We start from the raw sequence: 24,849 nt of genomic DNA on the forward strand, positions 1-24,849 counted from the left end.
CCGGGCCGGGCCGCGACGAGCGGCCCGGCCCGCTGTCGTTCGGCTCAGAGGACGGCGCGCAGGGCCGCCAGGTCCTCGTCGCTGGGCTCCCAGGTGCCGGCGGCGGCGTTGGCACGCACCTGCTCGGGCGTGGTGGCACCGGCGATCACCGAGGTCACCGCCGGCTGGGCGGCCAGCCCACCGATCGCCACCTGGAGCATCGTCAGACCCCGCTCGGAGGCGTACGCCTCGATCGCCTCGATGGTGTCCCAGTCGGCAGCGGCGAGCCGCTCCGCGTACCGGCCACCACCGGAGAGCCGGCTGCCGGCCGGCGGCTGAGCCTGGCGCTTGTACTTGCCGGTGAGCAGACCGTTGGCGAGCGGGAAGAACGGCAGCATGCCGAGGCCGAACCGTTCACACGCCGGGATCACCTCGGTCTCCACCGAGCGCTCCACCAGGCTGTAGTGGTTCTGCGCGCTGATGAAGCGGGACCGGCCGTTGGACGAGGCGACCCAGTCCGCGTCGGCGATCTGCCAGCCGGCGAAGTTGGAGTTGCCCAGGTAGCGCACCTTGCCGTCGCGGACCAGGTCGTCCAGGGCGGCGAGGGTCTCGTCGATCGGGGTGCCCGGGTCGGGCTCGTGCATCTGGTACAGGTCGATGTGGTCGGTGCCGAGCCTGCGCAGCGACGCTTCCACGGCGCGGGCGATGTAGCGCCGCGCGCCCCGGGCGCCGAAGTCCGGCCCGTTGAGGCCGTTCATGTCCATGCCGAACTTGGTGGCCACCACCACGTCGTCCCGACGCCCCTTGAGCGCCTGCCCGAGCAGCTCCTCGGAGCTGCCCTGCGGCTCGCCGTAGATGTCGGCGGTGTCGAAGAGGGTGATCCCCTCGTCCAGGGCGGCGTCCACCACCGCCCGGGTGCCGTCGAGGTCGAGCTTGCGGCCGAAGTTGTTGCAGCCGATGCCGACCACGGACACCACGAGCCCGGAGTCGCCCAGCCGGCGATAGGTCATATCAGTCACGAGATCCACCCTATGCCGGCCGGACGCACCGTCGCCGGGGACCGCTCACCCGACGTCCCAGACCGGTTCCGGGGTCTCCACCACCTCACTGTCGCCTCGGAACAGCACGAACCGGTCGAAGGAGCGGGTGAACCAACGGTCGTGGGTGACCGCGATCACCGTGCCCTCGAAGGCGTTCAGGCCCGCTTCGAGCGCTTCCGCGCTGGCCAGGTCGAGGTTGTCGGTGGGCTCGTCGAGCAGCAGCAGGGTCGCCCCGGACAGCTCCAGCAGCAGCACCAGGAACCGGGCCTGCTGTCCTCCGGAGAGCGTGCCGAAGCGCTGGTCGCCCTGCGCGGCCAGCTCGTAGCGGCTGAGCACCCCCATCGCCGCGTGCCGGTCCATCCCGGTGCGGTGCTCGTCGCCCCGCCAGAGGATCTCGACGAGCGTCTTCGACATCAGCTCTGGCCGGTCGTGGGTCTGGGAGAAGTGCCCGGGTCGGACCCGGGCACCGAGGCGGGCCGTGCCGTCGTGCGCCACCGGAGCGAGCGCCCCCGCCCCGTCGACCGGCCCGTTCGCCGGGTCCGGGTCGGTGCCGCCCCGGGCCAGCAGCCGCAGGAAGTGCGACTTGCCGGTGCCGTTGGCGCCGAGCACCGCCACCCGGTCGCCGTACCAGATCTCCAGGTCGAAGGGGAAGGTCAGGCCGTCGAGCTCCAGCTGCTCGCAGACGACCGCGCGCTTGCCGGTCCGCCCGCCGCTGAGCCGCATCCGAATGTCCTGGTCCTTCGGCGGTACGGGCGGCGGCCCGGCCTCCTCGAACTTGCGCAACCGGGTCTGCGCGGCCTGGTAGCGCGAGGCCAACCCGTCGTTGTACGCGGCCTTCTGCTTGTACATCAGCATCAGCTCACGCAGCTTCTGGTGCTCCTCGTCCCAGCGCCGGCGCAGCTCGTCGAGGCGGGCGTGCCGAGCCACCCGAGCCTCGTGCCAGCTGGCGAAGCCGCCCGGGTGCACCCAGGCGCTGCCACCCTCGACGGCAACCACCCGGTCGGCGCTCTGGGCCAGCAGCTCGCGGTCGTGCGAGACGTAGAGCACCGACTTCGTCGACTCGCGCAGTCGCGCCTCCAGCCAGCGCTTGCCGGGCACGTCGAGGAAGTTGTCCGGTTCGTCGAGCAGCAGCACCTCGTCCGGGCCGCGCAGCAGCAACTCCAGGGCGAAGCGCTTCTGCTGGCCGCCGGAGAGGGTACGCACCGGCCGGTCCCGTACGGCGTCCCAGGGCTGGCCGAGCACGATGGTCGTGACGGTGTCGAAGAGCACCTCGGCGTCGTACCCGCCGGCCTCGCCCCAGGCGCCGAGCGCGTCGGCGTACGCCAGCTGGGCCTTGCCCGCGGCGTTGCTGAACTTGCCGTGGGCCTCGGCCGCCCGCATGGCCGCCTCGGTCTCGCCGAGCCGCCGACCGGCGTCGCGCAGCGACGGTGGGGCCAGCGACAACGCCAGGTCGGCGAGTGTCGACTCATCGCCGATCATGCCGATGAACTGGCGCATCACGCCCAGTCCGCCGGCCCGCGCGACGACGCCGCTGCGCACCGGCAGGTCGCCGGCGACCATCCTCAGCAGCGTCGTCTTTCCCGCGCCGTTCGGCCCGACCAGGGCAACCTTGCTGCCCTCCCCGACCCGGAACGACACGTCGGCGAAGAGTTCCCGACCGTCGGGCAGGATGTGCCCGACCGCTGCCACGTCCACGTATCCCACGCCGGGATCCTGCCCCAGTGAGGGTCGGGGGGTACATCCAATTACCGGGTGACGCGCAGCACCCGGAAGCCCTTCTGGCTGGCGTACCGCTCGACCTGCCAGCTCTGCTCGGTGAGCCAGCGTTGCAGTGAGTCACCGCCGAGGTGCCGGGCGACGACCAACCAGCCGACGCCGTCCGGGGCGAGTCGGGGCAGCCAGCGCAGCAGCAGGTCGTGCAGCCCGTCCTTGCCGATCCGGATGGGTGGGTTCGACCAGAGCTGGGCGAAGCGGACACCGTCCGGAACGTCGTCCGGCGCGCTGACCCGGACCCGGTCGGCAGCGCCGATCCGGGCCGCGTTGGCGGAGGTCAACTCGCGGGCCCGGGCGTTGACGTCGACGGCCCAGATGGTGCTCGTGGGCGCGAGGTCGGCCAGCACACAGCTGATCGGCCCGAAACCGCAGCCGAGGTCGAGCAGGTCGCCACAGGTGTCGGCGGCGGGCAGCTCGGCCTTACGCAGAAGCACCGCGGTGCCCGGGTCGAGCCGACTGGCGGAGAAGACTCCGCCGGCCGAGGTGAGCCGGTAGTCGCGGTCGGCGACGGAGAACTCGACCTCGCGCGCCGGGGCGTCGCTGGTGGGCTGAGCGGTGAAGTAGTGGTCGCCGGTCACCCGGCAATTCTCGCACCGGTCTCGGGCGGACCCGACACGGCCCGCACGCACATTTCCCCGAAATTACCCCCTAAAGGGACAATGGCTCTTAGTCTGGGCGACATGGTGTATCGGTACCAGTCCGATGAGGACGCTTTCGAGGAGTACCCGGAGCCCGGGTCCGACCTGTCGGTGCTCGGCGCCGGTCCGCCCCCGCCGGCCGGGCCCTCTCCGTCGCGCTTCCCCACGCCGTCGCTGCCCCGGCCGAACCAGCTCTCGCTGCCCTCGTCGCAGCCCGTGCCGGCTCGCGCCGATGTGCCCCAGCCGGTGCCGGCTCGTGCCGAGGTGCCGCAACCCGTGCCGGCTCGCGGCGACGTGCCGCAGCCACTGCCGACTCGTGCCGACATCCCGCCCGCACCGCCTCGCAGCCAGATCTACACCTCGGCGACTCCGGTGGAACCGTCCGGCCGGCGCGGCGGCGGCCGACTCTGGCAGGTACTGATCGGCGGCGCAGCCGTCCTGGTGCTGCTCGCCCTCTGCGGCCTGGGTGCCGCCGCGCTGCTCATGGACCGCAACGAGCAGCAGCCGCAGACCAACCCGACGTACCAGCCGAACGCCGCCCCGACGTCGGCTGCGGCGGAACGGCTGGCCCTCGACTCCCGCGACACCGACCAGGCCCCGCTCACCGCCAAGGAACTCTTCCCCGGCAAGGAGCTGAAGCTCACCGACGGCCAGCCGAGCTACCAGGTGCTCAAGACCCAGTCCAGCGGCAGTTGCGCCGTCGCCGCCACCGACGAGGTCGCCGACCTGTTGGTCCGGCTCGGCTGCAACCAGGTCGTCCGGGCCACGCTGAGTACGCCCGACGGCGGCCACCTGGTCACCGCCGGCCTGTTCAACCTCACCGACAAGGTCAGCGCGGAACGAGTCCGCGACCGGCTCCGGCAACTGCTCGACGAGCGGCAGGGCCGATTCCGTGGCCTCACCGGCGACGAGGGCGACGGCACCGACGTCCTGGCCAGCGCCCCGGCCCGCGTCGGCTGGCAGGTCCGTGGCCACTACCTGGCGTACGCCCTGGTGGTCCGCAAGGACGGGGCACCGGTGAAGGCGGGTGACGCCAAGGTCCGCGAGATCCTGTTCGACATGATCGAGCTGCACCTCAGCCGGGGCGTGCTGCAGAGCCGCGCCGACGGTGGCACCGCCGCACAACCGACGGCGGCCCCGACCGGCAGCAACGCGAACCAGGGCGACCTGCCGGGCGACTGACCCTGCGGGCCGTCAACCCTCGATCGGGACCCGCAGCCGGCGGGTGAGGGTGGCGCGGTGGGCGTACTCGGCCGGATCGGCCGGGTAGCCGACGGCGACCAGGGTCAGCCCGCGCGCGGGGGCCACGGTCACCTCACTGGACCGCTCCCGCTGAGTGAGCAGGGTGCCCGGCCACTCCACCGGGCGGCGGCCGTCCCCGGCCACCAGCATGGCCCCCACCAGGCTGCGCACCATCGCCTGGCAGAACGCGTCGGCCTGCACGGTGGCGACCAGGAGCCCGTCCGGGTCGCGACGCCAGTCCAGCCGGGTCACCTCGCGCAGCGTCGTCGCGTGCTCCTTGCGCCGGCAGTACGCGGCGAAGTCGTGCTCCCCCACCAGACCGGCCGCGGCGGCATTCAGCGCGGTCAGGTCCAACGGCTTCGGCCAGGCCAGCACCTCGTGCCGGCGCAGCGGCTCCGCACCGAACGGCGCGTCGGTCACCCGGTACTCGTAGCGCCGGAAGGTGGCCGAGAACCGGGCGTCGAAGTCGGCCGGCACCTCGGTCATCGCGCGTACCCGCACGTCGGTGGGGAGCAGCCGGGCCAGGCGACGCAGCAGTCGTCCCTCGTGCTGTCGCCACACCTCCACCGGTAGGTCCAGGTGGCACACCTGCCCCGTGGCGTGCACCCCCGCGTCGGTCCGTCCGGCCACCGTCAGCCCGGTGGCCGTACCGACGCCGAGGACCAGGTCCAGGGTCTCGACGAGCACCCCCGCGACGGTGCGCCGGGTCGGCTGGGCGGCCCAGCCGGAGAAGTCGGTGCCGTCGTACGAGACGTCCAGCCGTAGCCGGATCCGCTCGTCCACCTTGTACCTCCCGTTACGGGTCGGGCCCGACACCCCGATGGGGTGCCGGGCCCGAACGATGCCTGGATCAGGCCTTGTTCTCCTCGGTGGCGAGGTCGCTGTCCTCGCGCGCCGCAGCGGTGTCGCCGGACGCCGAGACCGGCGCCTCGGCGTCCTGGTCGGCGTTCTCCGACCGCGGGGCCTCCTCGGCCGGGGCGAGCGCCTCGACCTTGTCCTGCTGCGCGGCCTTGCGGGCGGCGGTCTTCTTGTTCACCTTCGGCTCGGCGACCTGAAGCTCCTCCACCAGCTCGATGATGGCCATCGGCGCGTTGTCACCCTTGCGCGGACCGGTCTTCACGATCCGGGTGTAACCGCCGGGGCGGTTGGAGTACCGGGGCGCGATCTGGTCGAACAGGGCGTAGACCACGTCCTTGTCCTTGACGACACCCAGCACACGCCGCCGCGAGGCGAGGTCACCGCGCTTGGCCTTGGTGATGAGCTGCTCGGCCAGCGGGCGCAGCCGCCGGGCCTTCGTCTCGGTGGTCTGGATCTTGCCGTGCTGGAACAGCGCGGTCGCCAGGTTGGCGAGCATCAGCCGCTCGTGCGAGGGGCTGCCGCCGAGGCGGGGGCCCTTGGTGGGCGTGGGCATTTTTGGTGCTCCTCAGTTGTGGCGGCAGCGCGGACTAGAGCTGCTCGGTCTCGCGGTAGTCGTCGGTGTCGTAGTCGGCCTCGCCGAAGGTGTCCACGACGTGCGCCGGGTCGAAGTTCGGAGCCGAGTCCTTCAGCCCGAGACCCATCCCGGCGAGCTTCATCTTGACCTCGTCGATCGACTTCTGGCCGAAGTTGCGAATGTCGAGGAGGTCGGCCTCGGTACGCCCGATGAGCTCACCAACGGAGTTGATGCCCTCGCGCTTGAGGCAGTTGTAGGAGCGGACGGTGAGGTCCAGCTCCTCGATCGGCAGGGCAAGGTCCGCCGCCAGCTGGGCGTCCTGCGGGGACGGCCCGATGTCGATGCCCTCGGCGGTCTCGTCCAGCTCCCGGGCCAGCCCGAACAGCTCCACCAGCGTCGAACCGGCGGAGGCCAACGCGGTACGCGGACCCATCGACGGCTTGGTCTCGACGTCGATGATCAGCCGGTCGAAGTCGGTCCGCTGCTCGACACGGGTCGCCTCGACGCGGTAGGTCACCTTCAGCACCGGCGAGTAGATCGAGTCGACCGGGATCCGGCCGATCTCCGCGCCGGACTGCTTGTTCTGCGCCGCCGTCACGTAGCCCCGGCCCCGCTCGACGGTCAGCTCCATGTCGAGCCGGCCCTTGCCGTTCAGGGTGGCGAGCTTGAGATCCGGGTTGTGCACCGAGACGCCGGCCGGCGGCTGGATGTCGCCCGCGGTCACGTCGCCCGGGCCCTGCTTACGCAGGTACATGCTGACCGGCTCGTCGTGCTCGGAGCTGACGCACAGCTCCTTGATGTTCATGACGAGCTCGACCACGTCCTCCTTGACACCGGGGATCGTGGTGAACTCGTGCAGCACACCGTCGATCTTGATCGAGGTGACGGCCGCACCCGGGATCGACGACAGCAGCGTACGCCGCAGCGAGTTACCCAGGGTGTAGCCGAAGCCCGGCTCCAGCGGCTCGATGGCGAACCGGGACCGGGTCTCGTTGATCGACTCCTCGGAGAGGGAGGGTCGCTGGCTGATGAGCATCTTTTCTCTTCTCTTCCGGGGCGCCCGCTATTTGACGCCCACGACACAAACTGTTCCGGTGGCCCGCCCCGAAGGGCGGGCCACCGAACGAGCTCGGACTACTTGGAGTAGAGCTCGACGATCAACTGCTCCTGGACCTGCGTGTCGATGACCTGCCGGGCCGGGAGGGAGTGCACGAGCACCTTCATCTGGCTCGGGATGGCCTCAAGCCACGCCGGAACCGTCCGCGAACCGGCCTGAGCCTGCGCGACGATGAACGGGGTGAGCTCCTTGCTCTTGCCCCGAACCTCGATGATGTCGTGCTCCTTGACGCGGTACGACGGGATGTCGACCTTCTTGCCGTTCACCGTGAAGTGACCGTGCTTGACCAGCTGGCGGGCCATGTCCCGCGAGTGGGCGTAGCCGGCCCGGTAAACGACGTTGTCCAGCCGCGACTCGAGGATCTGCAGGAGGACCTCACCGGTCTTGGCCTGCTTGCCAACGGCTTCCTCGTAGTAACCGCGGAACTGCTTCTCCAGCACGCCGTAAACCCGGCGGGCCTTCTGCTTCTCGCGGAGCTGGAGCAGGTACTCCGTCTCCTTGGTGCGGCCGCGGCCGTGCTGCCCGGGCGGGAACGGCCGGGACTCGAACGGGCACTTCGGACCATCGCACTTGCTGCCCTTGAGGAACAGCTTCATCTTCTCCCGCCGGCAACGGCGGCAGTCTGCACCGGTGTAACGAGCCATCTCTCTCTACCTCTCAGACCCGGCGACGCTTCGGCGGACGGCACCCGTTGTGCGGCTGCGGGGTGACGTCGGCGATCTGCCCGACCTCGAGGCCCACTGCCTGCAGCGAACGGATGGCGGTCTCCCGGCCGGAGCCGGGACCCTTGACGAACACGTCGACCTTGCGCATGCCGTGCTCCATGGCGCGACGCGCGGCAGCCTCGGCGGCCAGCTGCGCGGCGAACGGAGTCGACTTGCGGGAGCCCTTGAAGCCGACCTGGCCAGCGGAGGCCCAGGAGATGACCGCACCGGTCGGGTCCGTGATGGACACGATGGTGTTGTTGAACGTGCTCTTGATGTGCGCCTGCCCGTGGGCGACGTTCTTGCGTTCCTTGCGCCGGACCTTCTTTACAGCGGCTCCGGCACGAGCCTTCGGTGGCATAAGTCTGTGCGCTCCTAGTTGACTTTCCGGATTGGGTTGCGGCCTGACCCACCTCGGCGGCGGCCGGCCCCGTCATCCGGTTAAGAACTACTTCTTGCCGGGCTTCTTCTTGCCGGCGACGGTCCGCTTCGGGCCCTTGCGGGTCCGGGCGTTGGTCTTGGTCCGCTGGCCACGCACGGGCAGGCCCCGGCGGTGCCGGATGCCGGCGTAGCAGCCGATCTCAACCTTGCGGCGGATGTCAGCGGCGACCTCGCGGCGCAGGTCGCCTTCAACCTTGTAGTTGCCCTCGATGTGGTCGCGGAGCTGCACGAGCTCCTCGTCCGTGAGGTCCCGAGCGCGCTTGTCCGGCGAGATGCCGGTGGCGGCGAGTGTCTCCAGGGCGCGGGTGCGACCGACCCCGAAGATGTAGGTGAGCGCGATCTCCAACCGCTTCTCGCGGGGGAGATCCACGCCGACTAGACGTGCCATGTGCGGGCGTACTCCTCGTGATGTGTGGCGGAGGTGTGGACCCGTCCCACCCCGCTACCGGCCGTCCCGTCTTTCCGACGCGGTTCGCGCCGGCGACCGGGATCGGTCGCTGCCCAAGCGGGCCCCGGCCTCCGACCGGGGGTCAGCCACGCAGAGGTACGTCTGGCGTACCGCTCGCGGCTGGGACGAGCATGTGTGATGTGTGTGTCGCTGGGGATCTGCCTGGACCAACGCCACCCGGCCGTGCTCCGGCCGGACGGGCTGAGTCAGCCCTGGCGCTGCTTGTGGCGCGGGTCGCTGCAGATGACCATGACCCGGCCGTGCCGGCGGATAACCCGGCACTTGTTGCAGATCCTCTTGACGCTCGGCTTGACCTTCACGGTTGCCTTACTTCCCATCTGGCCCGGGGACGCGCTCTGCGCGACACCGGACGTCGAAGACGGACACGGGACTTCCCGGCCGTCGTCAGGACTACTTGTAGCGGTAGACGATGCGCCCGCGGGTCAGGTCGTACGGCGAAAGTTCGACGACGACCCGGTCCTCCGGAAGGATGCGGATGTAGTGCTGCCGCATCTTGCCGCTGATGTGAGCCAACACCTTGTGGCCGTTCGCGAGCTCCACCCGGAACATGGCGTTCGGCAGGGGCTCGATGACCCGACCCTCGATCTCAATGGCTCCGTCTTTTTTCGGCATGTCCTCCGCTGTCCTGACGTCGATTGCTCCGGGCGGCCCACAACGTCTTACACGGAAATCTGACCAGAATCAGAAGCCCGCGCCAGCCGCGGCTCCAGCTCCCACCGAAGCGCAGGGTGGGCATGCCGGAGTGGACGCTGTGCGCCGATCTGAAAGTGTACGCCGGCCTGCAGTCCCCCGCCAAACCGACCACCCACCAACCCGCGCAACACCCCAACCAACCCCACCCCCCAGCCCTGTCGATCATGAAGTTGTTGTCACGACACGCCGGATCCGGCGGCAATAACTTCATGATCACCGGGCGGGGCCGGGTGGGGGGTGGGGTTCTGGGGGTGGGGTTCAGGGGGTTGGTGGGGGGTCGTTTGATTCGATGGCGCGCTTTGCCTGCATGCGCTCTCGGCGGCGTTGGCGCTTGGTGGCCTGGCGCTGGGGCTCTCCCCCGGCCACGCCGGTGACCGTGCGCACCACCAGCACCGCGCCCCACGGCCCCGCCACCCAGGCCGGCCAGAAGTAGAGCAGGTCCTGGCTGAGCAGCGACGTCACCGCCCAGATGGTCACCACGATGGCGATCACCCGCAGGTACGGGAACCACACCTCGGCCAACCAACGGGCCGTGACGCCCCTGCTGGGGGCCGGACCGAGCTGGTCACCCAGCAGACTCACCGTCGGCCCGGCGGCCGGCGCCAGGCCCGACCGCTGCGCCGGCGTCACCGGAGGCAGATCGGTGAGCAGGACCTCAAGGTCGGCGTACGTGCGTGCCGCGTAGGCCCGCTGCAACCGCTCGTCGTACTCGTGCAGATCCAGTCGGCCCTCGTCGAGGGCGACCCGCAACCGGTCAGCCACCGCCGCACGGTCCGAGTCCGCGGCTCGCATCCCGTCGCGCCCGTCCATGCCGGCAAGCATGCCACCGTCGCGCCACACCGCCCGACCCCTGACATCGGTTGATCATGAAGTTATTGCCAGCCTCACCGGCGTGTCAGCGCAATAACTTCATGATCAACGGGGTGGGGCGGGGGCGCGGGGCGGGGCGCGGGGTGGGGTTAGGGGGTTTTGGTGGCTGCTGGCTGGCGGGCGGTGACCAGGTCGCCCAGGCGGGCGCGGCCTCCATCGAACGCGGTGAGCACCCAGACGCCGTCCGGCAGCAGCGCCATCGAGTGCTCGACGTGCGCGGCCACCGAGCCGTCCCGGGTGACGACCGTCCACCCGTCGGCCAACTCGGCCGTACGCGGGGACGCCATGGTGATCATCGGTTCGATGGCCAGCGCCATTCCGGGGACCAGTCGCGGACCCTTGCCCGGCCGACCGTGGTTGAGCACGTGCGGGTCCTGGTGCATCTCGGTGCCGATGCCGTGCCCGCCGTAGCCGTCGACGATGCCGTACCGGCCGCCCTTGCGGACAGCGGTCTCCACCGCGTGCGAGATGTCGGTGAGGCGGCCCTTGCCGCTGGCCGCGCCACGCGCGGCGGCGGCGATGCCGGCCCACATCGCGTCCTCGGCGACCTCGGCCATCTTCAGCAGCGCCGGGTCGACGTCGCCGACCCCGACCGTGATCGCGGAGTCGCCGTGCCACCCGTCCAGCACCGCGCCGCAGTCGATGGAGATCAGGTCACCGGCCTGGAGCACCTGCTTCGGCGACGGGATGGCGTGCACGATCTGCTCGTTGACAGAGGAGCAGATCGACGCCGGAAAGCCGTGATAGCCCTTGAACGACGGAACGCCGCCCGCCTCGCGGATGGTCGCCTCAGCGATGGCGTCCAGATCGGCGGTGCTCACGCCGGGGGCAACAGCCTCCCGCATCCGGCGGAGCGCCTCGGCGACCACCAGCCCGGCGGCCCGCATCTTCTCGATCTGGTCAGGGGTCTTCAGCTGGATGTCCAGCTGGGGACGACGCATGGAGCGGTTACCTTTCGTTGCCGAACAGCGGGGCACATAACGCGTACCCCGCTGTTCGCACTCTATCCGCCGTGGCCCGGCCGGACCTCAGCCGCCGTACGACCGCAACGCGTCGATGGCCCGGGTGGTGACGTCCTCCACCGGCCCGGTGGCGTCGATCCCGACCAGCTTGCCCTGAGCGCCGTAGTAGTCGACCAGGGGTGCGGTCTTCTCGCTGTATTCACGGAGGCGCGTGGCGATCGTCTCCGGCTTGTCGTCGTCGCGCTGGAACAGCTCGGCGCCGCACCGGTCACAGATGCCGGGCCGGGTGGTGGCGTCGAACTCGACGTGCCAGATCTTGCCGCAGCCCCGGCAGGTACGCCGACCGGAGAGCCGCCGGATCACCTCGTCGTCGTCGACGACCAGCTCCAGGACCAGATCCAGGGCGGTGCCCAGATCGGCGAGGAGCTTGTCCAGAGCGGCCGCCTGCGGAGTCGTCCGCGGGAAGCCGTCGAGCAGGAAACCCTCGCTGGCGTCGGGCTCGGCCAGCCGGTCCCGGACCATGTTGATGGTTACCTCGTCCGGGACCAGCTCGCCTGCGTCCATGTACCGCTTCGCCTCGACACCGAGGGGTGTGCCCTGGGTGACGTTCGACCGGAAGATGTCTCCGGTCGAGATCTTCGGCACTGAGAGGTGCGCGGCGATGAACTCGGCCTGTGTGCCCTTGCCCGCGCCCGGCGGGCCAACCAGAACGAGTCTCATCTACCGCAGGAACCCTTCGTAGTTCCGCTGCATGAGTTGGCTCTCGATCTGCTTCACGGTCTCCAGACCGACGCCGACCATGATGAGCACAGCGGTGCCGCCGAACGGGAAGTTCTGGTACTGCTGGTTGTCCAGCCAGATGAAGAAGAAGTTCGGCAGGATCGAGATGACGCCGAGGTAGAGCGCGCCCGGCAGGGTGATCCGGCTGAGAATGAAGTCGAGGTAGTCGGCGGTCGGCTTGCCCGGGCGGATACCCGGCACGAACCCGCCGTACTTCTTCATGTTGTCCGCGACCTCGGTCGGGTTGAACGTGATCGAGACGTAGAAGTACGTGAAGAAGATGATCAGCAGGAAGTAGACCGAGATGTAGATCGGGCTGCTCGGGTTGACCAGGTTGTTCTGGATCCACGACTGGGTCTTGCCCGGGTCGGTCTGGTCGAAGAACTGCAGCGCCAACTGCGGCAGGTAGAGCAGCGACGACCCGAAGATGACCGGGATCACACCCGCCTGGTTGACCTTCAGCGGGATGTAGGTCGAGGTGCCGCCGTACATCCGCCGGCCGATCATCCGCTTGGCGTACTGCACCGGGATCCGGCGCTGCGCCTGCTCGATGAAGGTGACTGCGGTGATGACCACCAGGACCAGCGCGATGACCAGGGCGAACATGTCCCAGCCCTTGCTGGTCTTGATCTGCCAGCCCTCGCTGGGCAGCCGCGCCGCGATCGAGGTGAAGATCAGGACCGACATGCCGTTGCCGACGCCGCGGTCGGTGATCAGCTCGCCGAGCCACATGACCATGCCGGTACCGGCGGTCATCGTCATCACCAGGATGGCCAGGGTCAGCCAGTCCGGGATGCCGGTGCCGGTGGGGATGATCGGGAACTGGTCGCAGCGGTTCTGGAACAGCTGGCCCGAGCGGGCCAGGGCCACGAACGCCGAGGCCTGCAGCACGCCGAGACCGAGGGTCAGGTAGCGCGTGTACTGCGTGATCTTCGCCTGACCGGCCTGGCCCTCCTTGCGGAGCTGCTCCAGGCGTGGGATCACGACGGTCAGCAGCTGCAGGATGATCGACGCGGTGATGTAGGGCATGATGCCCAGCGCGAAGACCGAGAGCTGTAGCAGCGCTCCGCCGGAGAAGAGGTTGAGCAGGTTCACCACCCCGGTGGTGTCACCCTGGATGGTGTCGAGGCACTTCTGCACGTTGCCGTACGAGACGCCCGGGCTGGGGAGCGTTGCACCCAGCCGGTAGACCGCGATGATGCCTACTGTGAACAGCAGCTTCTTGCGCAGGTCAGGCGTACGGAACGCACTGAGAAAGGCGGACAGCAACTTCTTCCTCCTGCGCGAGGCGGGCCGCCGGTGATCCCTGGCGGGTCGGGGTGGATCACGGGCGAGTGCCCGCAATCCATGGCTGGGATGGGACTCTAACAGCCTCACCCCGGTCCGGGCAGATGCGCCCGACTACATAAATCGCTTCCGATGTTACCGGGCGCTCAGGCCCCAGGCAGACCATGGCGCCCGCCAGTTGCTCTCAACTGGACGGGCGCCATGGTCGTACGCCTTACAGCTCGGTGACGGAGCCACCGGCGGCAGCGATCTTCTCCTTGGCCGACGCACTGAACGCGTGCGCCGACACCTGGAGCGCCACACCGCCGAGGTCCCCGGTGCCGAGGACCTTGACCGGGTGACCCTTGCGGACCGCGCCGGACTCGACGAGCTCCAGCGGGCCGACCTGACCACCGTTCGGGAACAGCTCAGCGAGTCGGTCCAGGTTGACAACCTGGAAGACCACCTTGAACTTGTTCTTGAAGCCCTTCATCTTCGGCAGGCGCATGTGGATGGGCATCTGCCCACCCTCGAACGCCGCCGAGATGTTCTTGCGGGCCTTGGAACCCTTGGTACCGCGACCAGCGGTCTTGCCCTTGGAACCCTCACCGCGACCCACACGGGTCTTCGCGGTCTTGGAACCGGGCGCCGGGCGCAGGTGATGCACCTTGATCGTCATTACTCGACCTCCTCGACCTTCACGAGGTGGCTCACAGTGAAGATCATGCCGCGGATCTCGGGCCGGTCCTCCTTGACCACCACGTCGTTGATCCGCTTGAGACCGAGCGAACGCAGCGACTCACGCTGGTTGTGCTTGGTCCCGATACCGGACCGGAGCTGGGTGACCTTCAGGCGTGCCATCAGTGCGCCACCCCCGCACGCGACGCCAGCATGGCGGCCGGCGCGACGTCCTCCACCGGCAGACCACGACGCGCCGCGACCTGCTCGGGGGACTCAAGCCCCTTCAGGGCCGCCACGGTGGCGTGCACGATGTTGATCGGGTTCGACGAGCCGAGGCTCTTGGAGAGCACGTCGTGGATCCCAGCGCACTCCAGCACGGCACGTACCGGTCCGCCGGCGATGACACCCGTACCGGCCGAGGCCGGCTTGAGCAGCACCACGCCAGCGGCGTCCTCACCCGTCACCGGGTGCGGGATCGACTGACCGATCCGCGGGACCTTGAAGAAGTGCTTCTTGGCCTCCTCGACACCCTTGGCGATGGCCGCGGGCACCTCCTTGGCCTTTCCGTAGCCCACGCCGACCGTGCCGTCGCCGTCGCCCACGATCACCAGGGCGGTGAAGCTGAAGCGACGACCACCCTTCACGACCTTGGCGACGCGGTTGATCGCGACGACCCGCTCAAGGTGCGGGGTCTTCTCGACGGGCGCGTTTCCGCGGCCGCCCTCACGGCGGTTGTCGCGGCGACCACCCTCGTTGCCACCGGACCCGCCGCCACGGCGCTGTTGACCTGGCATCAGCAGCCTTCCTTATCTCTCGTGACGGGGTTGTTAGAACTCGAGCCCGGCTTCGCGGGCGGCGTCGGCAAGCGCGGCGACTCGCCCCGCGTACCGGTTGCCACCGCGGTCGAAGACGACCTTGGAGACGCCAGCGGCCTTGGCCCGCTCGGCGAGCAGAGCGCCCACCTTGCCAGCGAGGGCGCTCTTGTCGCCCTCCGCACCGCGCAGCGAGGCGTCCAGGGTCGAGGCTGACGCCAGGGTGTGACCCTTGGTGTCGTCGACGACCTGGGCGACCATGTGCCGCAGCGAACGGGTGACGACCAGGCGCGGACGCTCGGCCGTACCGGTGACGTTCTTGCGGACGCGGAAGTGTCGACGCGCACGCCCAACGGCGCGCTTGGCGGCGACACCGCGGCGGCGCTTGAGCAGCGTGGCGCTCACTTCTTACCTGCCTTTCCGGCCTTGCGGCGGATGACCTCGCCCTGGTACTTGACGCCCTTGCCCTTGTAGGGCTCCGGCGGGCGGATCTTCCGGATGTTGGCGGCGACCTCACCGACCTGCTGCTTGTCGATGCCAGCCACGTGGAACAGGGTCGGCCGCTCCACCGTGAAGGTGATGCCCGCCGGGGCGGAGACGACCACCGGGTGCGAGAACCCGAGCGCGAACTCGAGGTCCGAACCCTTGGCGGTGACCCGGTAACCGGTGCCGGCGATCTCCAGGCTCTTGCGGTAGCCCTCGGTGACCCCGACGATCATGTTCGCAACCAGCGTACGGCTCAGGCCGTGGAGTTCCTTGGCCTTGCGCTCGTCGTTCGGCCGGTTGACGCTCAGCTGCCCATCCTCGGCCCGATCGATCGTGATCGGCTCGGCGAGGGTGTGCTCAAGCTGGCCCTTGGGGCCCTTGACCTTGACGGTCTGCCCGTCGATCGTGATGTCGACGCCGGCTGGTACCGGGATCGACTTACGTCCAATTCGCGACATTTCTACCTGTCTCCCGTTACCAGACGAAGGCGAGGACTTCCCCGCCAACACTCCGCTTGCGGGCCTGCCGGTCGGTCAGCAGCCCCTGGGACGTCGAAATGATCGCCACGCCCAGCCCACCGAGCACCCGCGGGAGCCCGTCCGACTTGGCGTACACCCGGAGACCGGGCTTGGACACGCGCTTGATGCCGGCCAGGCTCCGCTCGCGGTTCTGGCCGTACTTCAGCTCGACGACCAGTCGCTTGCCGACGGCGCCCTCCTCGGGCTCCTCGACCGACCAGGTGGCGATGTAACCCTCGGCCTTCAGGACCTCGGCGATGTTCGCCTTGATCTTGGAGTAGGGCATCTTCACCTGATCGTGGTACGCCTGGTTGGCGTTACGCAGACGCGTGAGCATGTCTGCGATCGGGTCGGTCATCGTCATGGATTTCGTCAGCCTTTCTCGCCGGGGTTCCCGGGGCATCAGCCCCGGGCCTACGGCGAAGAGCAATACCTAATCGGTGCAGGAGTTCCCGGCCGACGGCCGGGACGCGGTCGCCCTTACCAGGAAGCCTTGGACACGCCCGGCAGCTCACCGCGGTGAGCCATCTCCCGGATGCAGACCCGGCAGAGCCCGAACTTGCGGTAGACCGCCTTCGGACGCCCGCACCGCTGGCAGCGGGTGTACGCGCGAACCGAGAACTTCGGCTTCGCGGCCGCCTTGATGATCAGCGCCTTCTTGGCCATCTCAGTTCTCCTTGAACGGGAAGCCCAGGAGCTTGAGCAGCGCCCGGCCCTCGTCGTCGGTCGTGGCGGTCGTGACCACCGTGATGTCCATGCCCCGCTGGCGATCGATCCGGTCCTGGTCGATCTCGTGGAACACCGACTGCTCGGTCAGACCGAACGTGTAGTTGCCGTGCCCGTCCAGCTTGCGCCCGTCCAGACCGCGGAAGTCGCGGATACGCGGCAGCGAGATGGAGAGCAGCCGGTCCAGGAACTCCCACATCCGGTCGCCGCGAAGGGTGACCTTCGCGCCGATCGGCATGCCCTCGCGGAGCTTGAACTGCGCGATGGACTTGGTCGCCCGCCGCACCTGCGGCTTCTGGCCGGTGATCGTGGCGAGGTCGCGGACCGCACCGTCGATCAGCTTGGCGTCGCGAGCAGCCTCGCCGACACCCATGTTGACGACGATCTTGACCAGCCGCGGCACCTGCATGGGGTTGCCGTAGCTGTGCTGCTCACGCAGCTGGGCCACGATCTCGTTGCGGTACCGCTCCTTGAGGCGCGGCAGGGTCTTTTCGGTAGCCGTGGTCATCACAGGTCCTTACCGGTGCTACGCGCGATGCGGACCTTCTGGCCGTTGTCGTCGATCCGGTAACCGACGCGGGTCGGCTTGCCGTCGGAGTCCAGGACCTGCACGTTCGAGACGTGGATCGGGGCCTCCTGAGTGACGATGCCGCCGGTCTTGGCGCCACGCTGGGTGGTGCTGATTCGGGTGTGCTTCTTGACCCGGTTCACGCCCTCGACCAGGACCTTGTCCTGCCGCGGGTAGGCCTGAATGACCTTGCCCTTGGCACCCTTGTCCTTGCCGGCGATGATGACGACCGTGTCGCCCTTCTTGACCTTCACGGTCACAACACCTCCGGCGCGAGGGAAATAATCTTCATGAACCGCTTGTCCCGCAGCTCCCGGCCCACCGGGCCGAAGATGCGGGTTCCACGCGGGTCCCCGCCGTCCTTGATGATGACGGCGGCGTTCTCGTCGAAGCGGATGTACGAGCCGTCCGGCCGACGCCTCTCCTTGGCGGTGCGAACGATGACCGCCTTGACGACGTCGCCCTTCTTCACACCGGCACCCGGGATCGCGTCCTTGACCGTGGCCACGATGACGTCGCCGATGCTCGCGTAGCGCCGACCCGAGCCACCGAGAACCCGAATGCACAGGATCTCCCGAGCACCCGTGTTGTCGGCGACACGCAGTCGCGACTCCTGCTGAATCACGTCTATCTCCTATGTCTGCCGGTTCTCCGGCCGCCGTAGCGGCCGGAGCCTGGCGGAACCTACGCCCGACGCAACGCCGGGCTCGAGCCTTCGCTACTTGGCCTTTTCCAGGATCTCCACGATCCGCCAACGCTTGGTGGCGCTCAGCGGCCGGGTCTCCATGATGAGAACCCGGTCACCGGTGCCAGCGGCGTTCTGCTCGTCGTGCACCTTCAGCTTGGCCGTACGGCGCATGATCTTGCCGTACAGCGCGTGCCGAACCCGGTCCTCGACCTCGACCACGACGGTCTTGTCCATCTTGTCGCTGATCACCAGGCCCTCGCGGACCTTGCGGCGCGGCCGCGCGGCGGCGGTGGCGGTCTCTTCGGTCATGATGCAGTCACCTCAGTCGGCGCGGCCGAGAGCCCCAGCTCGCGCTCACGCATGATCGTGTAGATCCGGGCGATCTCCCGACGGATGACCTGCAACCGCCGGTTGTTGTCCAGCTGCCCGGTTGCGGCCTGCACGCGGAGGTTGAACAGCTCCGCCTTGGCCTCCCGCAGCTTCGTGACCAGCTCCTCTTCGGAGAGCTCACGCAGCTCGGTCGCCTTAACGCCCGCTGCCATCAGGATTCACCCACTTCGCGCGTAACAATGCGGCACTTCATCGGGAGCTTGTGGATCGCGCGACGCATGGCCTCTCGCGCGGTCTGCTCGTTGGGGAAGGACATCTCGAAGAGAACCCGCCCCGGCTTGACGTTGGCGACCCACCACTCGGGCGAACCCTTACCGGAACCCATCCGGGTCTCGGCAGGCTTCTTGGTGAGGGCCTGGTCCGGGAAGATCGTGATCCAGACCTTGCCACCACGCTTGATGTGGCGAGTCATCGCGATACGTGCCGACTCGATCTGCCGGTTCGTCACGTACGCCGGCTCGAGAGCCTGGATCCCGAACTCGCCGAACACCACCCGGTTACCACCCTTGGACGCGCCACTGCGGTCCGGGTGGTGCGGCTTGCGGAAGCCCTTCGGGGGCTTGCGCGGCATCAGCATCTGTCAGCCCTCCTGCTGCGTTTCTGCCGGAGCAGCAGTGGCGGCGACAGCTGCGCTGTCGACCGGCTCGCCGCTCGGCGTCTCGGCCTGCTGCGCGATGGTGGTCGCAGCAGCCCGACCGGCCTCGGTGCCACCAGCCGTGGTGCCGGACGAACCCGACCGGCCACGGCGCGGACGCTCGGGACGGTCGCCGCGCTCACCACGACGCGGGCGGGACGGACCGGCCTCGGCCGGAGCCTCCCGGCCCGGGACGGCGTCGCCCTTGTAGATCCAGACCTTCACACCGATCCGACCGAACGTGGTACGGGCCTCGAAGAAGCCGTACTCGATGTTGGCCCGCAGCGTGTGCAGCGGAACCCGGCCCTCACGGTAGAACTCGGTCCGGCTCATCTCGGCGCCGCCGAGGCGACCCGAGACCTGAACCCGGATGCCCTTGCAGACCGGGTTCTTCATCGCCGACTGCATGGCCTTGCGCATCGCCCGACGGAAGCTGACCCGGCTGGACAGCTGCTCGGCCACGCCCTGCGCAACCAGCTGAGCGTCCGACTCGGGGTTCTTCACCTCGATGATGTTCAGCTGAACCTGCTTGCCGGTGAGCTTCTCAAGCTCGCCGCGGATCCGGTCGGCCTCCGCACCCTTACGGCCGATGACGATGCCCGGCCGGGCGGTGTGGATGTCGACGCGGACCCGGTCGCGGGTGCGCTCGATGTCGACCTTGGAGATCCCGGCACGCTCGAGGCCCTTGGACATCATGCGGCGGATCTTGACATCCTCGCCGATGTAGTCCTTGTAGAGCTTGTCCGCGAACCAGCGGGACTTCCAGTCGGTCGAGATGCCGAGCCGGAACCCAGTGGGGTGAACCTTCTGACCCATTACTCGGCGTCCTCCGTCTTGCTCTGCGCTTCGGCCGGTGCGGCCTCCGTGGCCGGGGCGGCCTTCTTCGCCGCGGCCTTCCTCGGCGCTGCCGGCGCGACCGCTTCGACCGCCACGGTGATGTGGCAGGTGCGCTTGCGGATTCGGTACGCCCGACCCTGCGCCCGCGGCTGGAACCGCTTCATCGTCGGGCCCTCGTCCACGAAGGCCTCGCTGACGAGCAGCGCGTCGGGGTCCAGCCGCTCGTTGTTCTCCGCGTTGGCGATCGCGCTAGCGAGCACCTTGTACACCTGCTCGCTCGCAGCCTGCGGCGCGAACTGCAGCACCGTGAGCGCCTCCTTCGCGGGCAGGCCGCGGACGAGGTTGACCACCCGGCGCGCCTTCATCGGCGAGATGCGCACGTGCCGCGCAACCGCCCGCGCGCCCGGAAGCACCGGAGCGTCGCCCTTTCCTGGCATCGCTGTAACCCCTTGTTCCCTCTATCCGTATGCCCGCGGCGTCAGCGCCGACGGCTCTTCCGGTCGTCCTTCTCGTGACCCTTGAACGTACGGGTCAGCGCGAACTCGCCGAGCTTGTGCCCGACCATCGCCTCGGTCACGAACACCGGGACGTGCTTGCGTCCGTCATGCACGGCGATCGTGTGCCCCAGCATCTCGGGGATGATCGTCGAGCGCCGCGACCAGGTCTTGATCACGTTCTTGGAGCCCTTGTCGTTCTGAACTTCCACCTTCTTGAGCAGGTGGTCGTCTACGAACGGGCCCTTCTTCAGGCTGCGAGGCATGTCTTATCTCCCTCAGCCGCGCTTACGCGTGGCGTAGCGACGGCGGACGATCAGCCGGTCACTCGGCTGGCCCTTACGGCGGGTGCGGCCCTCGGGCTTACCCTGCGGGTTGACCGGGTGGCGACCACCGGAGGTCTTACCCTCACCACCACCGTGCGGGTGGTCGACCGGGTTCATGGCGACACCACGGACGGTCGGGCGCTTGCCCTTCCACCGCATCCGGCCGGCCTTACCCCAGTTGATGTTCGACTGGTCGGCGTTGCCGATCTCGCCGACGCTGGCGCGGCAGCGCACGTCCACCCGCCGGATCTCACCGGACGGCATACGAAGGGTCGCGTACGCGCCCTCGCGGCCGAGCAGCTGGATGCCGACGCCGGCGGAACGGGCCAGCTTGGCCCCGCCACCCGGACGCAGCTCCACGTTGTGGATCGTGGTACCGACCGGGATGTTGCGCAGCGGCAGGTTGTTACCCGGCTTGATGTCGGCGCCCGGGCCGGACTCGACGCGGTCGCCCTGCTTCATGTCCTTCGGCGCGAGGATGTACCGCTTCTCGCCGTCGGCGTAGTGCAGCAGCGCGATGCGCGCCGTGCGGTTCGGGTCGTACTCGATGTGAGCGACCTTCGCCGGCACGCCGTCCTTGTCGACCCGCTTGAAGTCGATCAGACGGTACTGGCGCTTGTGACCGCCACCGTGGTGCCGCGTGGTGATCCGGCCGTGGGCGTTACGCCCGCCCTTCTTCGGCAACGGAGCCAGCAGCGACTTTTCCGGCGTGGACCGGGTGATCTCGGCGAAGTCAGCGACGCTGGAGCCACGTCGGCCCGGCGTCGTCGGCTTGTACTTACGGATAGCCATTGTCTACACCCCTCAGCTGACCGGGCCGCCGAAGGCCTCGATACGGTCACCGTCAGCCAGCTTCACGATCGCCCGCTTGGTCGCCTTGCGCTGACCGAAGCCGGTCTTGGTGCGCTTGCGCTTACCCTGGCGGTTGAGCGTGTTGACCGTCAGGACGCGGACGTTGAAGATCTGCTGGATAGCGATCTTGATCTCGGTCTTGTTCGCGTCCGGGTGCACCAGGAAGGTGTACCAGTTCCGGTTCAGCTCGCTGTAGCTCTTCTCCGAGACGACCGGCGCCACGATGATGTCGCGCGGGTCGGCGATCGTGCTCACTTGCCACCCTCCTCGGTGGTCTCGGCGGGCACGCCCAGGAACTCGTCCAGGGCGTCCTTGGTGAAGACCACGTCGTCGGCCACCAGCACGTCGTACGTGTTCAGCTGGCCGGACTCGATCAGGTGCACGCGCGGCTCGTTGCGCAGCGACACCCAGTTCAGCTCGTCGGTGCTGCTCAGCACGACCAGGACCCGACGGGCCTCGGTGAGCTTGGTCAGCGTGGCCAGGGCCGCCTTGGTCGACGGCTTCTCGCCCGAGACGAACGCCTCGACGACGTGCACCTGCCCGGCGCGAGCCCGGTCGGAGAGGGCACCGCGCAGCGCGGCGGCCTTCATCTTCTTCGGGGTCCGCTGGCTGTAGTCGCGCGGCACGGGACCGTGCACGACGCCACCGCCGGCGAACTGCGGCGCGCGGATCGAGCCCTGCCGGGCGCGACCGGTGCCCTTCTGCTTGTACGGCTTCTTGCCGCCACCGGCGACCTCGCCGCGGGTCTTGGCCTTGTGCGTGCCCTGTCGGGCCGCCGCGAGCTGGGCCACCACGACCTGGTGCATCAGCGCGACGTTGGCCTGCACGTCGAAGATGTCCTCCGGCAGCTCGACCGAGCCGCTGGTGGTGCCTTCGACGGTGCGCACGTCAACGGTGGTCACTTGGCCGCACCGCCCTTCTTCACCTTGCTCTTGGCCGCGGTCCGGACCAGAACCAGCGCGCCCTTGGGGCCAGGAATGGCACCCCGGACGAGCAGCAGGTTGTTCTCGGTGTCGACCGCCTGGACGGTGAGGTTCTGCACGGTGTACCGCACGCCACCCATACGGCCGGCCATCCGGGTGCCCTTGAAGACACGACCCGGAGTGGCGCAGGCGCCGATGGAACCGGGCGAGCGGTGCTTACGCTCGACACCGTGGCCGGCGCCCAGGCCGTGGAAGCCGTGCCGCTTCATCGGGCCGGCGTAGCCCTTGCCCTTGGTCTTGCCGGTGACGTCGATGGTGACGCCGGCCGGGAACTCCTCGACCGTGACTTCCTGGCCGAGCGAGTATTCCCCGGCGTCCGTGGTGCGCAGCTCGACGATGTGCCGGCGCGGCGCCACGTCCGCCTTGGCGTAGTGCCCGCTGATCGGCTTCTTGACCTTGCGCGGGTCGATGGTGCCGTACGCCAGCTGGACCGCTGAGTAACCGTCCTTCTCGGCGCTACGAACCTGGCTGATGACGCACGGGCCGGCCTCGACCACGGTCACGGGAACAACACGGTTGTTGTCCCAGACCTGGGTCATGCCGAGCTTGGCGCCCAGGATCCCCTTGACTTGCCTGTCCATTTGTCCGGTCCCTACAGCTTGATCTCGATGTCGACGCCAGCCGGCAGGTCGAGGCGCATGAGCGAGTCGACCGTCTTCGGGGTCGGGTCGATGATGTCGATCAGCCGCTTGTGCGTGCGCATCTCGAAGTGCTCGCGCGAGTCCTTGTACTTGTGCGGCGAGCGGATAACGCAGAAACGGTTGATCTCCGTGGGCAGCGGCACCGGGCCCGCGACCTGCGCCCCGGTGCGCGTCACCGTCTCGACGATCTTCCGAGCCGAGGAGTCGACGACCTCGTGGTCATAGGCCTTGAGCCGGATGCGGATCTTCTGTCCCGCCATGGTGGCTTCTGTTCCTTCTCTCGATGCCGCTGTGTTGCGGGCGCCTGTACCGGCTGGCACAGGCCCACTTCGCCGACCCCCGCGGTCGGGCGTGTCGCGCCCTCGGGCCGAGCTCCGCCCCTTGGTTCCGGAGTGGTGCTGACCGCGCGGTGGGTCAAGGCGCCGATCGCATTACCGCGACCAGAACGCCGTGCGAGGGTGGTTGGCGACTGGGCCGCCAACCACCCTACGCTCGACTGCCTCGCCACCCGGAGGTTCAGCGAACGCCGAACACAGGCGACGAACTGTCGTTACGCAACCTGACTAGTATGCCGCACGACCGGCGGCGGGTCTAATCGGGGTTACCTAGCTCACTTGTTGATCTTGGTGACGAACCCGGCGCCGACGGTGCGGCCACCCTCGCGGATCGCGAACTTGAGGTTCTCCTCCATGGCGATGGGCTGGATCAGCTTCACCGACATGGACGTGTTGTCACCCGGCATGACCATCTCGGTGCCCTCGGGGAGGGTGACGACACCGGTGACGTCAGTGGTCCGGAAGTAGAACTGCGGGCGGTAGTTCTGGAAGAACGGGGTGTGCCGGCCGCCCTCCTCCTTGGAGAGGATGTAGACCGTCGCCTCGAACTCCGTGTGCGGGGTGTTCGAGCCCGGCTTCACGACGACCATGCCGCGCTCGACCTCGTCGCGCTTGGTACCACGCAGCAGCAGGCCGACGTTCTCACCTGCGCGGGCGTCGTCCAGGGTCTTCCGGAACATCTCGATCGCGGTGACCTTGGTCTTGAAGCTCTTCTCCTTGATACCGACGAGCTCAACATCCTCGTTCGGCAGGAGAACGCCGCGCTCCACGCGACCGGTGACGACGGTGCCACGACCGGTGATCGTGAAGACGTCCTCAACCGGCATCAGGAACGGCTTGTCAACCTCGCGCTCCGGCTGCGGGATCGAGGTGTCGACCGCCGTCATCAGGTCCAGCAGCTTGCCGGTCCACTCGGGGTCACCCTCGAGGGCCTTCAGCGCCGAAACCCGAACGACCGGCAGGTCGTCACCCGGGTACTCCTGCGAGGAGAGCAGCTCACGGACCTCGAGCTCGACGAGCTCCAGGAGCTCCTCGTCATCGACCATGTCGCTCTTGTTGAGCGCCACGACGATGTACGGCACACCGACCTGACGGGCCAGCAGCACGTGCTCGCGGGTCTGCGGCATCGGGCCGTCGGTCGCCGCGACCACCAGGATCGCGCCGTCCATCTGCGCGGCACCGGTGATCATGTTCTTGATGTAGTCGGCGTGCCCAGGGCAGTCGACGTGCGCGTAGTGCCGCGACTCGGTCTGGTACTCGACGTGCGCGATCGAGATCGTGATGCCGCGGGCCTTCTCCTCCGGCGCCTTGTCGATCTCGTCGAACGGCGTGTAGGGGTTCAGGTCCGGGTACTGGTCGTGCAGGACCTTGGTGATGGCCGCCGTCAGCGTCGTCTTACCGTGGTCGATGTGACCAATGGTGCCGATGTTGACGTGCGGCTTAGTCCGCTCGAACTTAGCCTTCGCCACTGG

Annotated in this window: 38 protein-coding genes; 1 reads left to right on the top strand and 37 read right to left on the bottom strand. The window is 68.6% G+C overall.

Translation table 11 applies throughout. The annotated features are described in order from the left end of the window. Positions 1-44: 44 nt before the first annotated feature. The 3 genes from ACFYL6_RS08975 to ACFYL6_RS08985 are packed head-to-tail and all read right to left on the bottom strand — an operon-like array spanning position 45 to position 3,370. Positions 45-1,007 carry an aldo/keto reductase gene (locus ACFYL6_RS08975; RefSeq protein WP_387169463.1) on the bottom strand — a complete coding sequence of 321 codons (963 nt, stop codon included), beginning with the start codon at positions 1,005-1,007 and terminating at the stop codon, positions 45-47. A 36-nt stretch (positions 1,008-1,043) separates the two neighbouring features. After that, positions 1,044-2,723, bottom strand: coding sequence for an ABC-F family ATP-binding cassette domain-containing protein (locus ACFYL6_RS08980; RefSeq protein ID WP_387169465.1), 1,680 nt, complete (start codon positions 2,721-2,723; stop codon positions 1,044-1,046). 41 nt (positions 2,724-2,764) lie between these two features. Next, positions 2,765-3,370: a class I SAM-dependent methyltransferase gene (locus tag ACFYL6_RS08985; protein WP_387169467.1), complete on the bottom strand. Its 606-nt coding sequence runs from the start codon at positions 3,368-3,370 to the stop codon at positions 2,765-2,767. 102 nt (positions 3,371-3,472) lie between these two features. Between ACFYL6_RS08985 and ACFYL6_RS08990 the strand changes: the two genes are divergently transcribed. Beyond that, a complete protein-coding gene (locus tag ACFYL6_RS08990; protein ID WP_387169469.1) occupies positions 3,473-4,612 on the top strand; it encodes a hypothetical protein in 1,140 nt (379 codons plus the stop codon). 12 nt (positions 4,613-4,624) lie between these two features. On the opposite strand, the gene truA is transcribed toward ACFYL6_RS08990, so the two are convergent. From truA to tuf, 34 genes are all read right to left on the bottom strand, one after another. Next, positions 4,625-5,455: a tRNA pseudouridine(38-40) synthase TruA gene (gene truA, locus ACFYL6_RS08995; protein WP_387169471.1), complete on the bottom strand. Its 831-nt coding sequence runs from the start codon at positions 5,453-5,455 to the stop codon at positions 4,625-4,627. A 67-nt stretch (positions 5,456-5,522) separates the two neighbouring features. Beyond that, positions 5,523-6,083, bottom strand: coding sequence for a 50S ribosomal protein L17 (gene rplQ, locus ACFYL6_RS09000; RefSeq protein WP_387169473.1), 561 nt, complete (start codon positions 6,081-6,083; stop codon positions 5,523-5,525). 34 nt (positions 6,084-6,117) lie between these two features. Continuing rightward, on the bottom strand, positions 6,118-7,140 hold the full coding sequence (locus tag ACFYL6_RS09005) for a DNA-directed RNA polymerase subunit alpha (protein WP_007465227.1): 1,023 nt from the start codon (positions 7,138-7,140) through the stop codon (positions 6,118-6,120). Between the two features lie 98 nt (positions 7,141-7,238). Continuing rightward, positions 7,239-7,865 carry a 30S ribosomal protein S4 gene (rpsD, locus tag ACFYL6_RS09010; protein WP_238679500.1) on the bottom strand — a complete coding sequence of 209 codons (627 nt, stop codon included), beginning with the start codon at positions 7,863-7,865 and terminating at the stop codon, positions 7,239-7,241. 13 nt (positions 7,866-7,878) lie between these two features. Beyond that, positions 7,879-8,286 (bottom strand): 30S ribosomal protein S11, encoded by a 408-nt coding sequence (rpsK, locus tag ACFYL6_RS09015; RefSeq protein WP_030329919.1) that lies wholly within the window; start codon positions 8,284-8,286, stop codon positions 7,879-7,881. Between the two features lie 87 nt (positions 8,287-8,373). After that, positions 8,374-8,754 (bottom strand): 30S ribosomal protein S13, encoded by a 381-nt coding sequence (gene rpsM, locus ACFYL6_RS09020; RefSeq protein WP_030329917.1) that lies wholly within the window; start codon positions 8,752-8,754, stop codon positions 8,374-8,376. Positions 8,755-9,020: 266 nt separating this feature from the next. Continuing rightward, a complete protein-coding gene (gene rpmJ, locus ACFYL6_RS09025) occupies positions 9,021-9,134 on the bottom strand; it encodes a 50S ribosomal protein L36 (protein ID WP_043965539.1) in 114 nt (37 codons plus the stop codon). Positions 9,135-9,225: 91 nt separating this feature from the next. Next, entirely contained in the window at positions 9,226-9,447 is a 222-nt protein-coding gene (infA, locus tag ACFYL6_RS09030; RefSeq protein ID WP_007073013.1) for a translation initiation factor IF-1, read from the bottom strand. 339 nt (positions 9,448-9,786) lie between these two features. Next, positions 9,787-10,320: a DUF1707 domain-containing protein gene (locus tag ACFYL6_RS09035; protein ID WP_387169534.1), complete on the bottom strand. Its 534-nt coding sequence runs from the start codon at positions 10,318-10,320 to the stop codon at positions 9,787-9,789. A 167-nt stretch (positions 10,321-10,487) separates the two neighbouring features. Next, the gene (gene map / locus ACFYL6_RS09040) at positions 10,488-11,339 is read right to left on the bottom strand and encodes a type I methionyl aminopeptidase (RefSeq protein WP_091402377.1); all 852 of its coding nucleotides are present in this window, start codon (positions 11,337-11,339) and stop codon (positions 10,488-10,490) included. A gap of 87 nt (positions 11,340-11,426) precedes the next feature. Beyond that, on the bottom strand, positions 11,427-12,080 hold the full coding sequence (locus tag ACFYL6_RS09045) for an adenylate kinase (protein WP_088950228.1): 654 nt from the start codon (positions 12,078-12,080) through the stop codon (positions 11,427-11,429). Continuing rightward, entirely contained in the window at positions 12,081-13,409 is a 1,329-nt protein-coding gene (gene secY, locus ACFYL6_RS09050; protein ID WP_112584818.1) for a preprotein translocase subunit SecY, read from the bottom strand. A gap of 232 nt (positions 13,410-13,641) precedes the next feature. Beyond that, positions 13,642-14,085 carry a 50S ribosomal protein L15 gene (gene rplO, locus ACFYL6_RS09055; RefSeq protein ID WP_030329906.1) on the bottom strand — a complete coding sequence of 148 codons (444 nt, stop codon included), beginning with the start codon at positions 14,083-14,085 and terminating at the stop codon, positions 13,642-13,644. Continuing rightward, the gene (rpmD, locus tag ACFYL6_RS09060) at positions 14,085-14,267 is read right to left on the bottom strand and encodes a 50S ribosomal protein L30 (protein WP_007465262.1); all 183 of its coding nucleotides are present in this window, start codon (positions 14,265-14,267) and stop codon (positions 14,085-14,087) included. Before rpmD ends, rplO begins: the two co-directional genes overlap by 1 nt. Continuing rightward, positions 14,267-14,881, bottom strand: coding sequence for a 30S ribosomal protein S5 (rpsE, locus tag ACFYL6_RS09065; RefSeq protein ID WP_074314587.1), 615 nt, complete (start codon positions 14,879-14,881; stop codon positions 14,267-14,269). Before rpsE ends, rpmD begins: the two co-directional genes overlap by 1 nt. 33 nt (positions 14,882-14,914) lie before the next feature. Then, the gene (gene rplR, locus ACFYL6_RS09070) at positions 14,915-15,304 is read right to left on the bottom strand and encodes a 50S ribosomal protein L18 (protein ID WP_203148342.1); all 390 of its coding nucleotides are present in this window, start codon (positions 15,302-15,304) and stop codon (positions 14,915-14,917) included. Next, positions 15,301-15,843 carry a 50S ribosomal protein L6 gene (gene rplF, locus ACFYL6_RS09075; RefSeq protein WP_387169479.1) on the bottom strand — a complete coding sequence of 181 codons (543 nt, stop codon included), beginning with the start codon at positions 15,841-15,843 and terminating at the stop codon, positions 15,301-15,303. Before rplF ends, rplR begins: the two co-directional genes overlap by 4 nt. Before the next feature lie 16 nt (positions 15,844-15,859). Beyond that, positions 15,860-16,267 carry a 30S ribosomal protein S8 gene (gene rpsH, locus ACFYL6_RS09080; RefSeq protein WP_007465270.1) on the bottom strand — a complete coding sequence of 136 codons (408 nt, stop codon included), beginning with the start codon at positions 16,265-16,267 and terminating at the stop codon, positions 15,860-15,862. Positions 16,268-16,383: 116 nt separating this feature from the next. Further along, a complete protein-coding gene (locus ACFYL6_RS09085) occupies positions 16,384-16,569 on the bottom strand; it encodes a type Z 30S ribosomal protein S14 (RefSeq protein ID WP_007465272.1) in 186 nt (61 codons plus the stop codon). Between the two features lies 1 nt (position 16,570). Continuing rightward, positions 16,571-17,137: a 50S ribosomal protein L5 gene (gene rplE, locus ACFYL6_RS09090; protein WP_354944330.1), complete on the bottom strand. Its 567-nt coding sequence runs from the start codon at positions 17,135-17,137 to the stop codon at positions 16,571-16,573. Then, entirely contained in the window at positions 17,137-17,457 is a 321-nt protein-coding gene (gene rplX, locus ACFYL6_RS09095; RefSeq protein ID WP_203120238.1) for a 50S ribosomal protein L24, read from the bottom strand. The genes rplE and rplX overlap by 1 nt, the downstream gene beginning before the upstream one ends. Then, on the bottom strand, positions 17,454-17,822 hold the full coding sequence (gene rplN / locus ACFYL6_RS09100) for a 50S ribosomal protein L14 (RefSeq protein ID WP_023358185.1): 369 nt from the start codon (positions 17,820-17,822) through the stop codon (positions 17,454-17,456). The genes rplX and rplN overlap by 4 nt, the downstream gene beginning before the upstream one ends. A 93-nt stretch (positions 17,823-17,915) precedes the next feature. Then, a complete protein-coding gene (gene rpsQ / locus ACFYL6_RS09105; protein ID WP_387169482.1) occupies positions 17,916-18,194 on the bottom strand; it encodes a 30S ribosomal protein S17 in 279 nt (92 codons plus the stop codon). Beyond that, positions 18,191-18,427 (bottom strand): 50S ribosomal protein L29, encoded by a 237-nt coding sequence (gene rpmC / locus ACFYL6_RS09110; protein WP_007465283.1) that lies wholly within the window; start codon positions 18,425-18,427, stop codon positions 18,191-18,193. Before rpmC ends, rpsQ begins: the two co-directional genes overlap by 4 nt. Next, positions 18,427-18,852, bottom strand: a complete 426-nt coding sequence (gene rplP, locus ACFYL6_RS09115; protein WP_053653940.1) for a 50S ribosomal protein L16 — start codon at positions 18,850-18,852, stop codon at positions 18,427-18,429. The genes rpmC and rplP overlap by 1 nt, the downstream gene beginning before the upstream one ends. Positions 18,853-18,855: 3 nt before the next feature. Then, positions 18,856-19,725, bottom strand: a complete 870-nt coding sequence (rpsC, locus tag ACFYL6_RS09120) for a 30S ribosomal protein S3 (RefSeq protein WP_091402401.1) — start codon at positions 19,723-19,725, stop codon at positions 18,856-18,858. Next, entirely contained in the window at positions 19,725-20,183 is a 459-nt protein-coding gene (rplV, locus tag ACFYL6_RS09125) for a 50S ribosomal protein L22 (protein ID WP_007465297.1), read from the bottom strand. The genes rpsC and rplV overlap by 1 nt, the downstream gene beginning before the upstream one ends. Positions 20,184-20,224: 41 nt before the next feature. Next, positions 20,225-20,506, bottom strand: a complete 282-nt coding sequence (gene rpsS / locus ACFYL6_RS09130; protein ID WP_007465299.1) for a 30S ribosomal protein S19 — start codon at positions 20,504-20,506, stop codon at positions 20,225-20,227. 12 nt (positions 20,507-20,518) lie between these two features. Then, positions 20,519-21,358, bottom strand: a complete 840-nt coding sequence (gene rplB / locus ACFYL6_RS09135) for a 50S ribosomal protein L2 (protein ID WP_053653944.1) — start codon at positions 21,356-21,358, stop codon at positions 20,519-20,521. 12 nt (positions 21,359-21,370) lie between these two features. Beyond that, positions 21,371-21,673: a 50S ribosomal protein L23 gene (gene rplW / locus ACFYL6_RS09140; protein WP_007465304.1), complete on the bottom strand. Its 303-nt coding sequence runs from the start codon at positions 21,671-21,673 to the stop codon at positions 21,371-21,373. After that, positions 21,670-22,320, bottom strand: a complete 651-nt coding sequence (rplD, locus tag ACFYL6_RS09145) for a 50S ribosomal protein L4 (RefSeq protein ID WP_030489587.1) — start codon at positions 22,318-22,320, stop codon at positions 21,670-21,672. The genes rplW and rplD overlap by 4 nt, the downstream gene beginning before the upstream one ends. Then, on the bottom strand, positions 22,317-22,982 hold the full coding sequence (rplC, locus tag ACFYL6_RS09150; RefSeq protein ID WP_088987574.1) for a 50S ribosomal protein L3: 666 nt from the start codon (positions 22,980-22,982) through the stop codon (positions 22,317-22,319). The genes rplD and rplC overlap by 4 nt, the downstream gene beginning before the upstream one ends. Before the next feature lie 11 nt (positions 22,983-22,993). Further along, positions 22,994-23,302, bottom strand: coding sequence for a 30S ribosomal protein S10 (rpsJ, locus tag ACFYL6_RS09155; RefSeq protein WP_007073037.1), 309 nt, complete (start codon positions 23,300-23,302; stop codon positions 22,994-22,996). Positions 23,303-23,652: 350 nt separating this feature from the next. After that, a complete protein-coding gene (gene tuf, locus ACFYL6_RS09160) occupies positions 23,653-24,846 on the bottom strand; it encodes an elongation factor Tu (RefSeq protein WP_030489585.1) in 1,194 nt (397 codons plus the stop codon). Positions 24,847-24,849: the final 3 nt, after the last annotated feature.

The sequence above is a fragment of the Micromonospora sp. NPDC007208 genome (genome assembly GCF_042869175.1).
Lineage (GTDB): Bacteria > Actinomycetota > Actinomycetes > Mycobacteriales > Micromonosporaceae > Micromonospora > Micromonospora foliorum.

Excerpts from the sequence above, each read along its gene's own strand:
- ACFYL6_RS08990 (WP_387169469.1), top strand. The coding sequence starts at position 3,473 with ATGGTGTATCGGTACCAGTCCGATGAGGACGCTTTCGAGGAGTACCCG.
- rplQ (WP_387169473.1), bottom strand. The coding sequence starts at position 6,083 with ATGCCCACGCCCACCAAGGGCCCCCGCCTCGGCGGCAGCCCCTCGCAC.
- ACFYL6_RS09005 (WP_007465227.1), bottom strand. The coding sequence starts at position 7,140 with ATGCTCATCAGCCAGCGACCCTCCCTCTCCGAGGAGTCGATCAACGAG.
- rpsD (WP_238679500.1), bottom strand. The coding sequence starts at position 7,865 with ATGGCTCGTTACACCGGTGCAGACTGCCGCCGTTGCCGGCGGGAGAAG.
- rpsK (WP_030329919.1), bottom strand. The coding sequence starts at position 8,286 with ATGCCACCGAAGGCTCGTGCCGGAGCCGCTGTAAAGAAGGTCCGGCGC.
- rpsM (WP_030329917.1), bottom strand. The coding sequence starts at position 8,754 with ATGGCACGTCTAGTCGGCGTGGATCTCCCCCGCGAGAAGCGGTTGGAG.
- infA (WP_007073013.1), bottom strand. The coding sequence starts at position 9,447 with ATGCCGAAAAAAGACGGAGCCATTGAGATCGAGGGTCGGGTCATCGAG.
- ACFYL6_RS09035 (WP_387169534.1), bottom strand. The coding sequence starts at position 10,320 with ATGCGAGCCGCGGACTCGGACCGTGCGGCGGTGGCTGACCGGTTGCGG.
- map (WP_091402377.1), bottom strand. The coding sequence starts at position 11,339 with ATGCGTCGTCCCCAGCTGGACATCCAGCTGAAGACCCCTGACCAGATC.
- ACFYL6_RS09045 (WP_088950228.1), bottom strand. The coding sequence starts at position 12,080 with ATGAGACTCGTTCTGGTTGGCCCGCCGGGCGCGGGCAAGGGCACACAG.
- rplO (WP_030329906.1), bottom strand. The coding sequence starts at position 14,085 with ATGACGATCAAGGTGCATCACCTGCGCCCGGCGCCCGGTTCCAAGACC.
- rpmD (WP_007465262.1), bottom strand. The coding sequence starts at position 14,267 with ATGGCACGCCTGAAGGTCACCCAGCTCCGGTCCGGTATCGGGACCAAG.
- rpsE (WP_074314587.1), bottom strand. The coding sequence starts at position 14,881 with ATGCCAGGTCAACAGCGCCGTGGCGGCGGGTCCGGTGGCAACGAGGGT.
- rplF (WP_387169479.1), bottom strand. The coding sequence starts at position 15,843 with ATGTCGCGAATTGGACGTAAGTCGATCCCGGTACCAGCCGGCGTCGAC.
- rpsH (WP_007465270.1), bottom strand. The coding sequence starts at position 16,267 with ATGACGATGACCGACCCGATCGCAGACATGCTCACGCGTCTGCGTAAC.
- ACFYL6_RS09085 (WP_007465272.1), bottom strand. The coding sequence starts at position 16,569 with ATGGCCAAGAAGGCGCTGATCATCAAGGCGGCCGCGAAGCCGAAGTTC.
- rplE (WP_354944330.1), bottom strand. The coding sequence starts at position 17,137 with ATGACCACGGCTACCGAAAAGACCCTGCCGCGCCTCAAGGAGCGGTAC.
- rpsQ (WP_387169482.1), bottom strand. The coding sequence starts at position 18,194 with ATGACCGAAGAGACCGCCACCGCCGCCGCGCGGCCGCGCCGCAAGGTC.
- rpmC (WP_007465283.1), bottom strand. The coding sequence starts at position 18,427 with ATGGCAGCGGGCGTTAAGGCGACCGAGCTGCGTGAGCTCTCCGAAGAG.
- rplP (WP_053653940.1), bottom strand. The coding sequence starts at position 18,852 with ATGCTGATGCCGCGCAAGCCCCCGAAGGGCTTCCGCAAGCCGCACCAC.
- rpsC (WP_091402401.1), bottom strand. The coding sequence starts at position 19,725 with ATGGGTCAGAAGGTTCACCCCACTGGGTTCCGGCTCGGCATCTCGACC.
- rplV (WP_007465297.1), bottom strand. The coding sequence starts at position 20,183 with ATGCCAGGAAAGGGCGACGCTCCGGTGCTTCCGGGCGCGCGGGCGGTT.
- rpsS (WP_007465299.1), bottom strand. The coding sequence starts at position 20,506 with ATGCCTCGCAGCCTGAAGAAGGGCCCGTTCGTAGACGACCACCTGCTC.
- rplB (WP_053653944.1), bottom strand. The coding sequence starts at position 21,358 with ATGGCTATCCGTAAGTACAAGCCGACGACGCCGGGCCGACGTGGCTCC.
- rplC (WP_088987574.1), bottom strand. The coding sequence starts at position 22,982 with ATGGACAGGCAAGTCAAGGGGATCCTGGGCGCCAAGCTCGGCATGACC.
- rpsJ (WP_007073037.1), bottom strand. The coding sequence starts at position 23,302 with ATGGCGGGACAGAAGATCCGCATCCGGCTCAAGGCCTATGACCACGAG.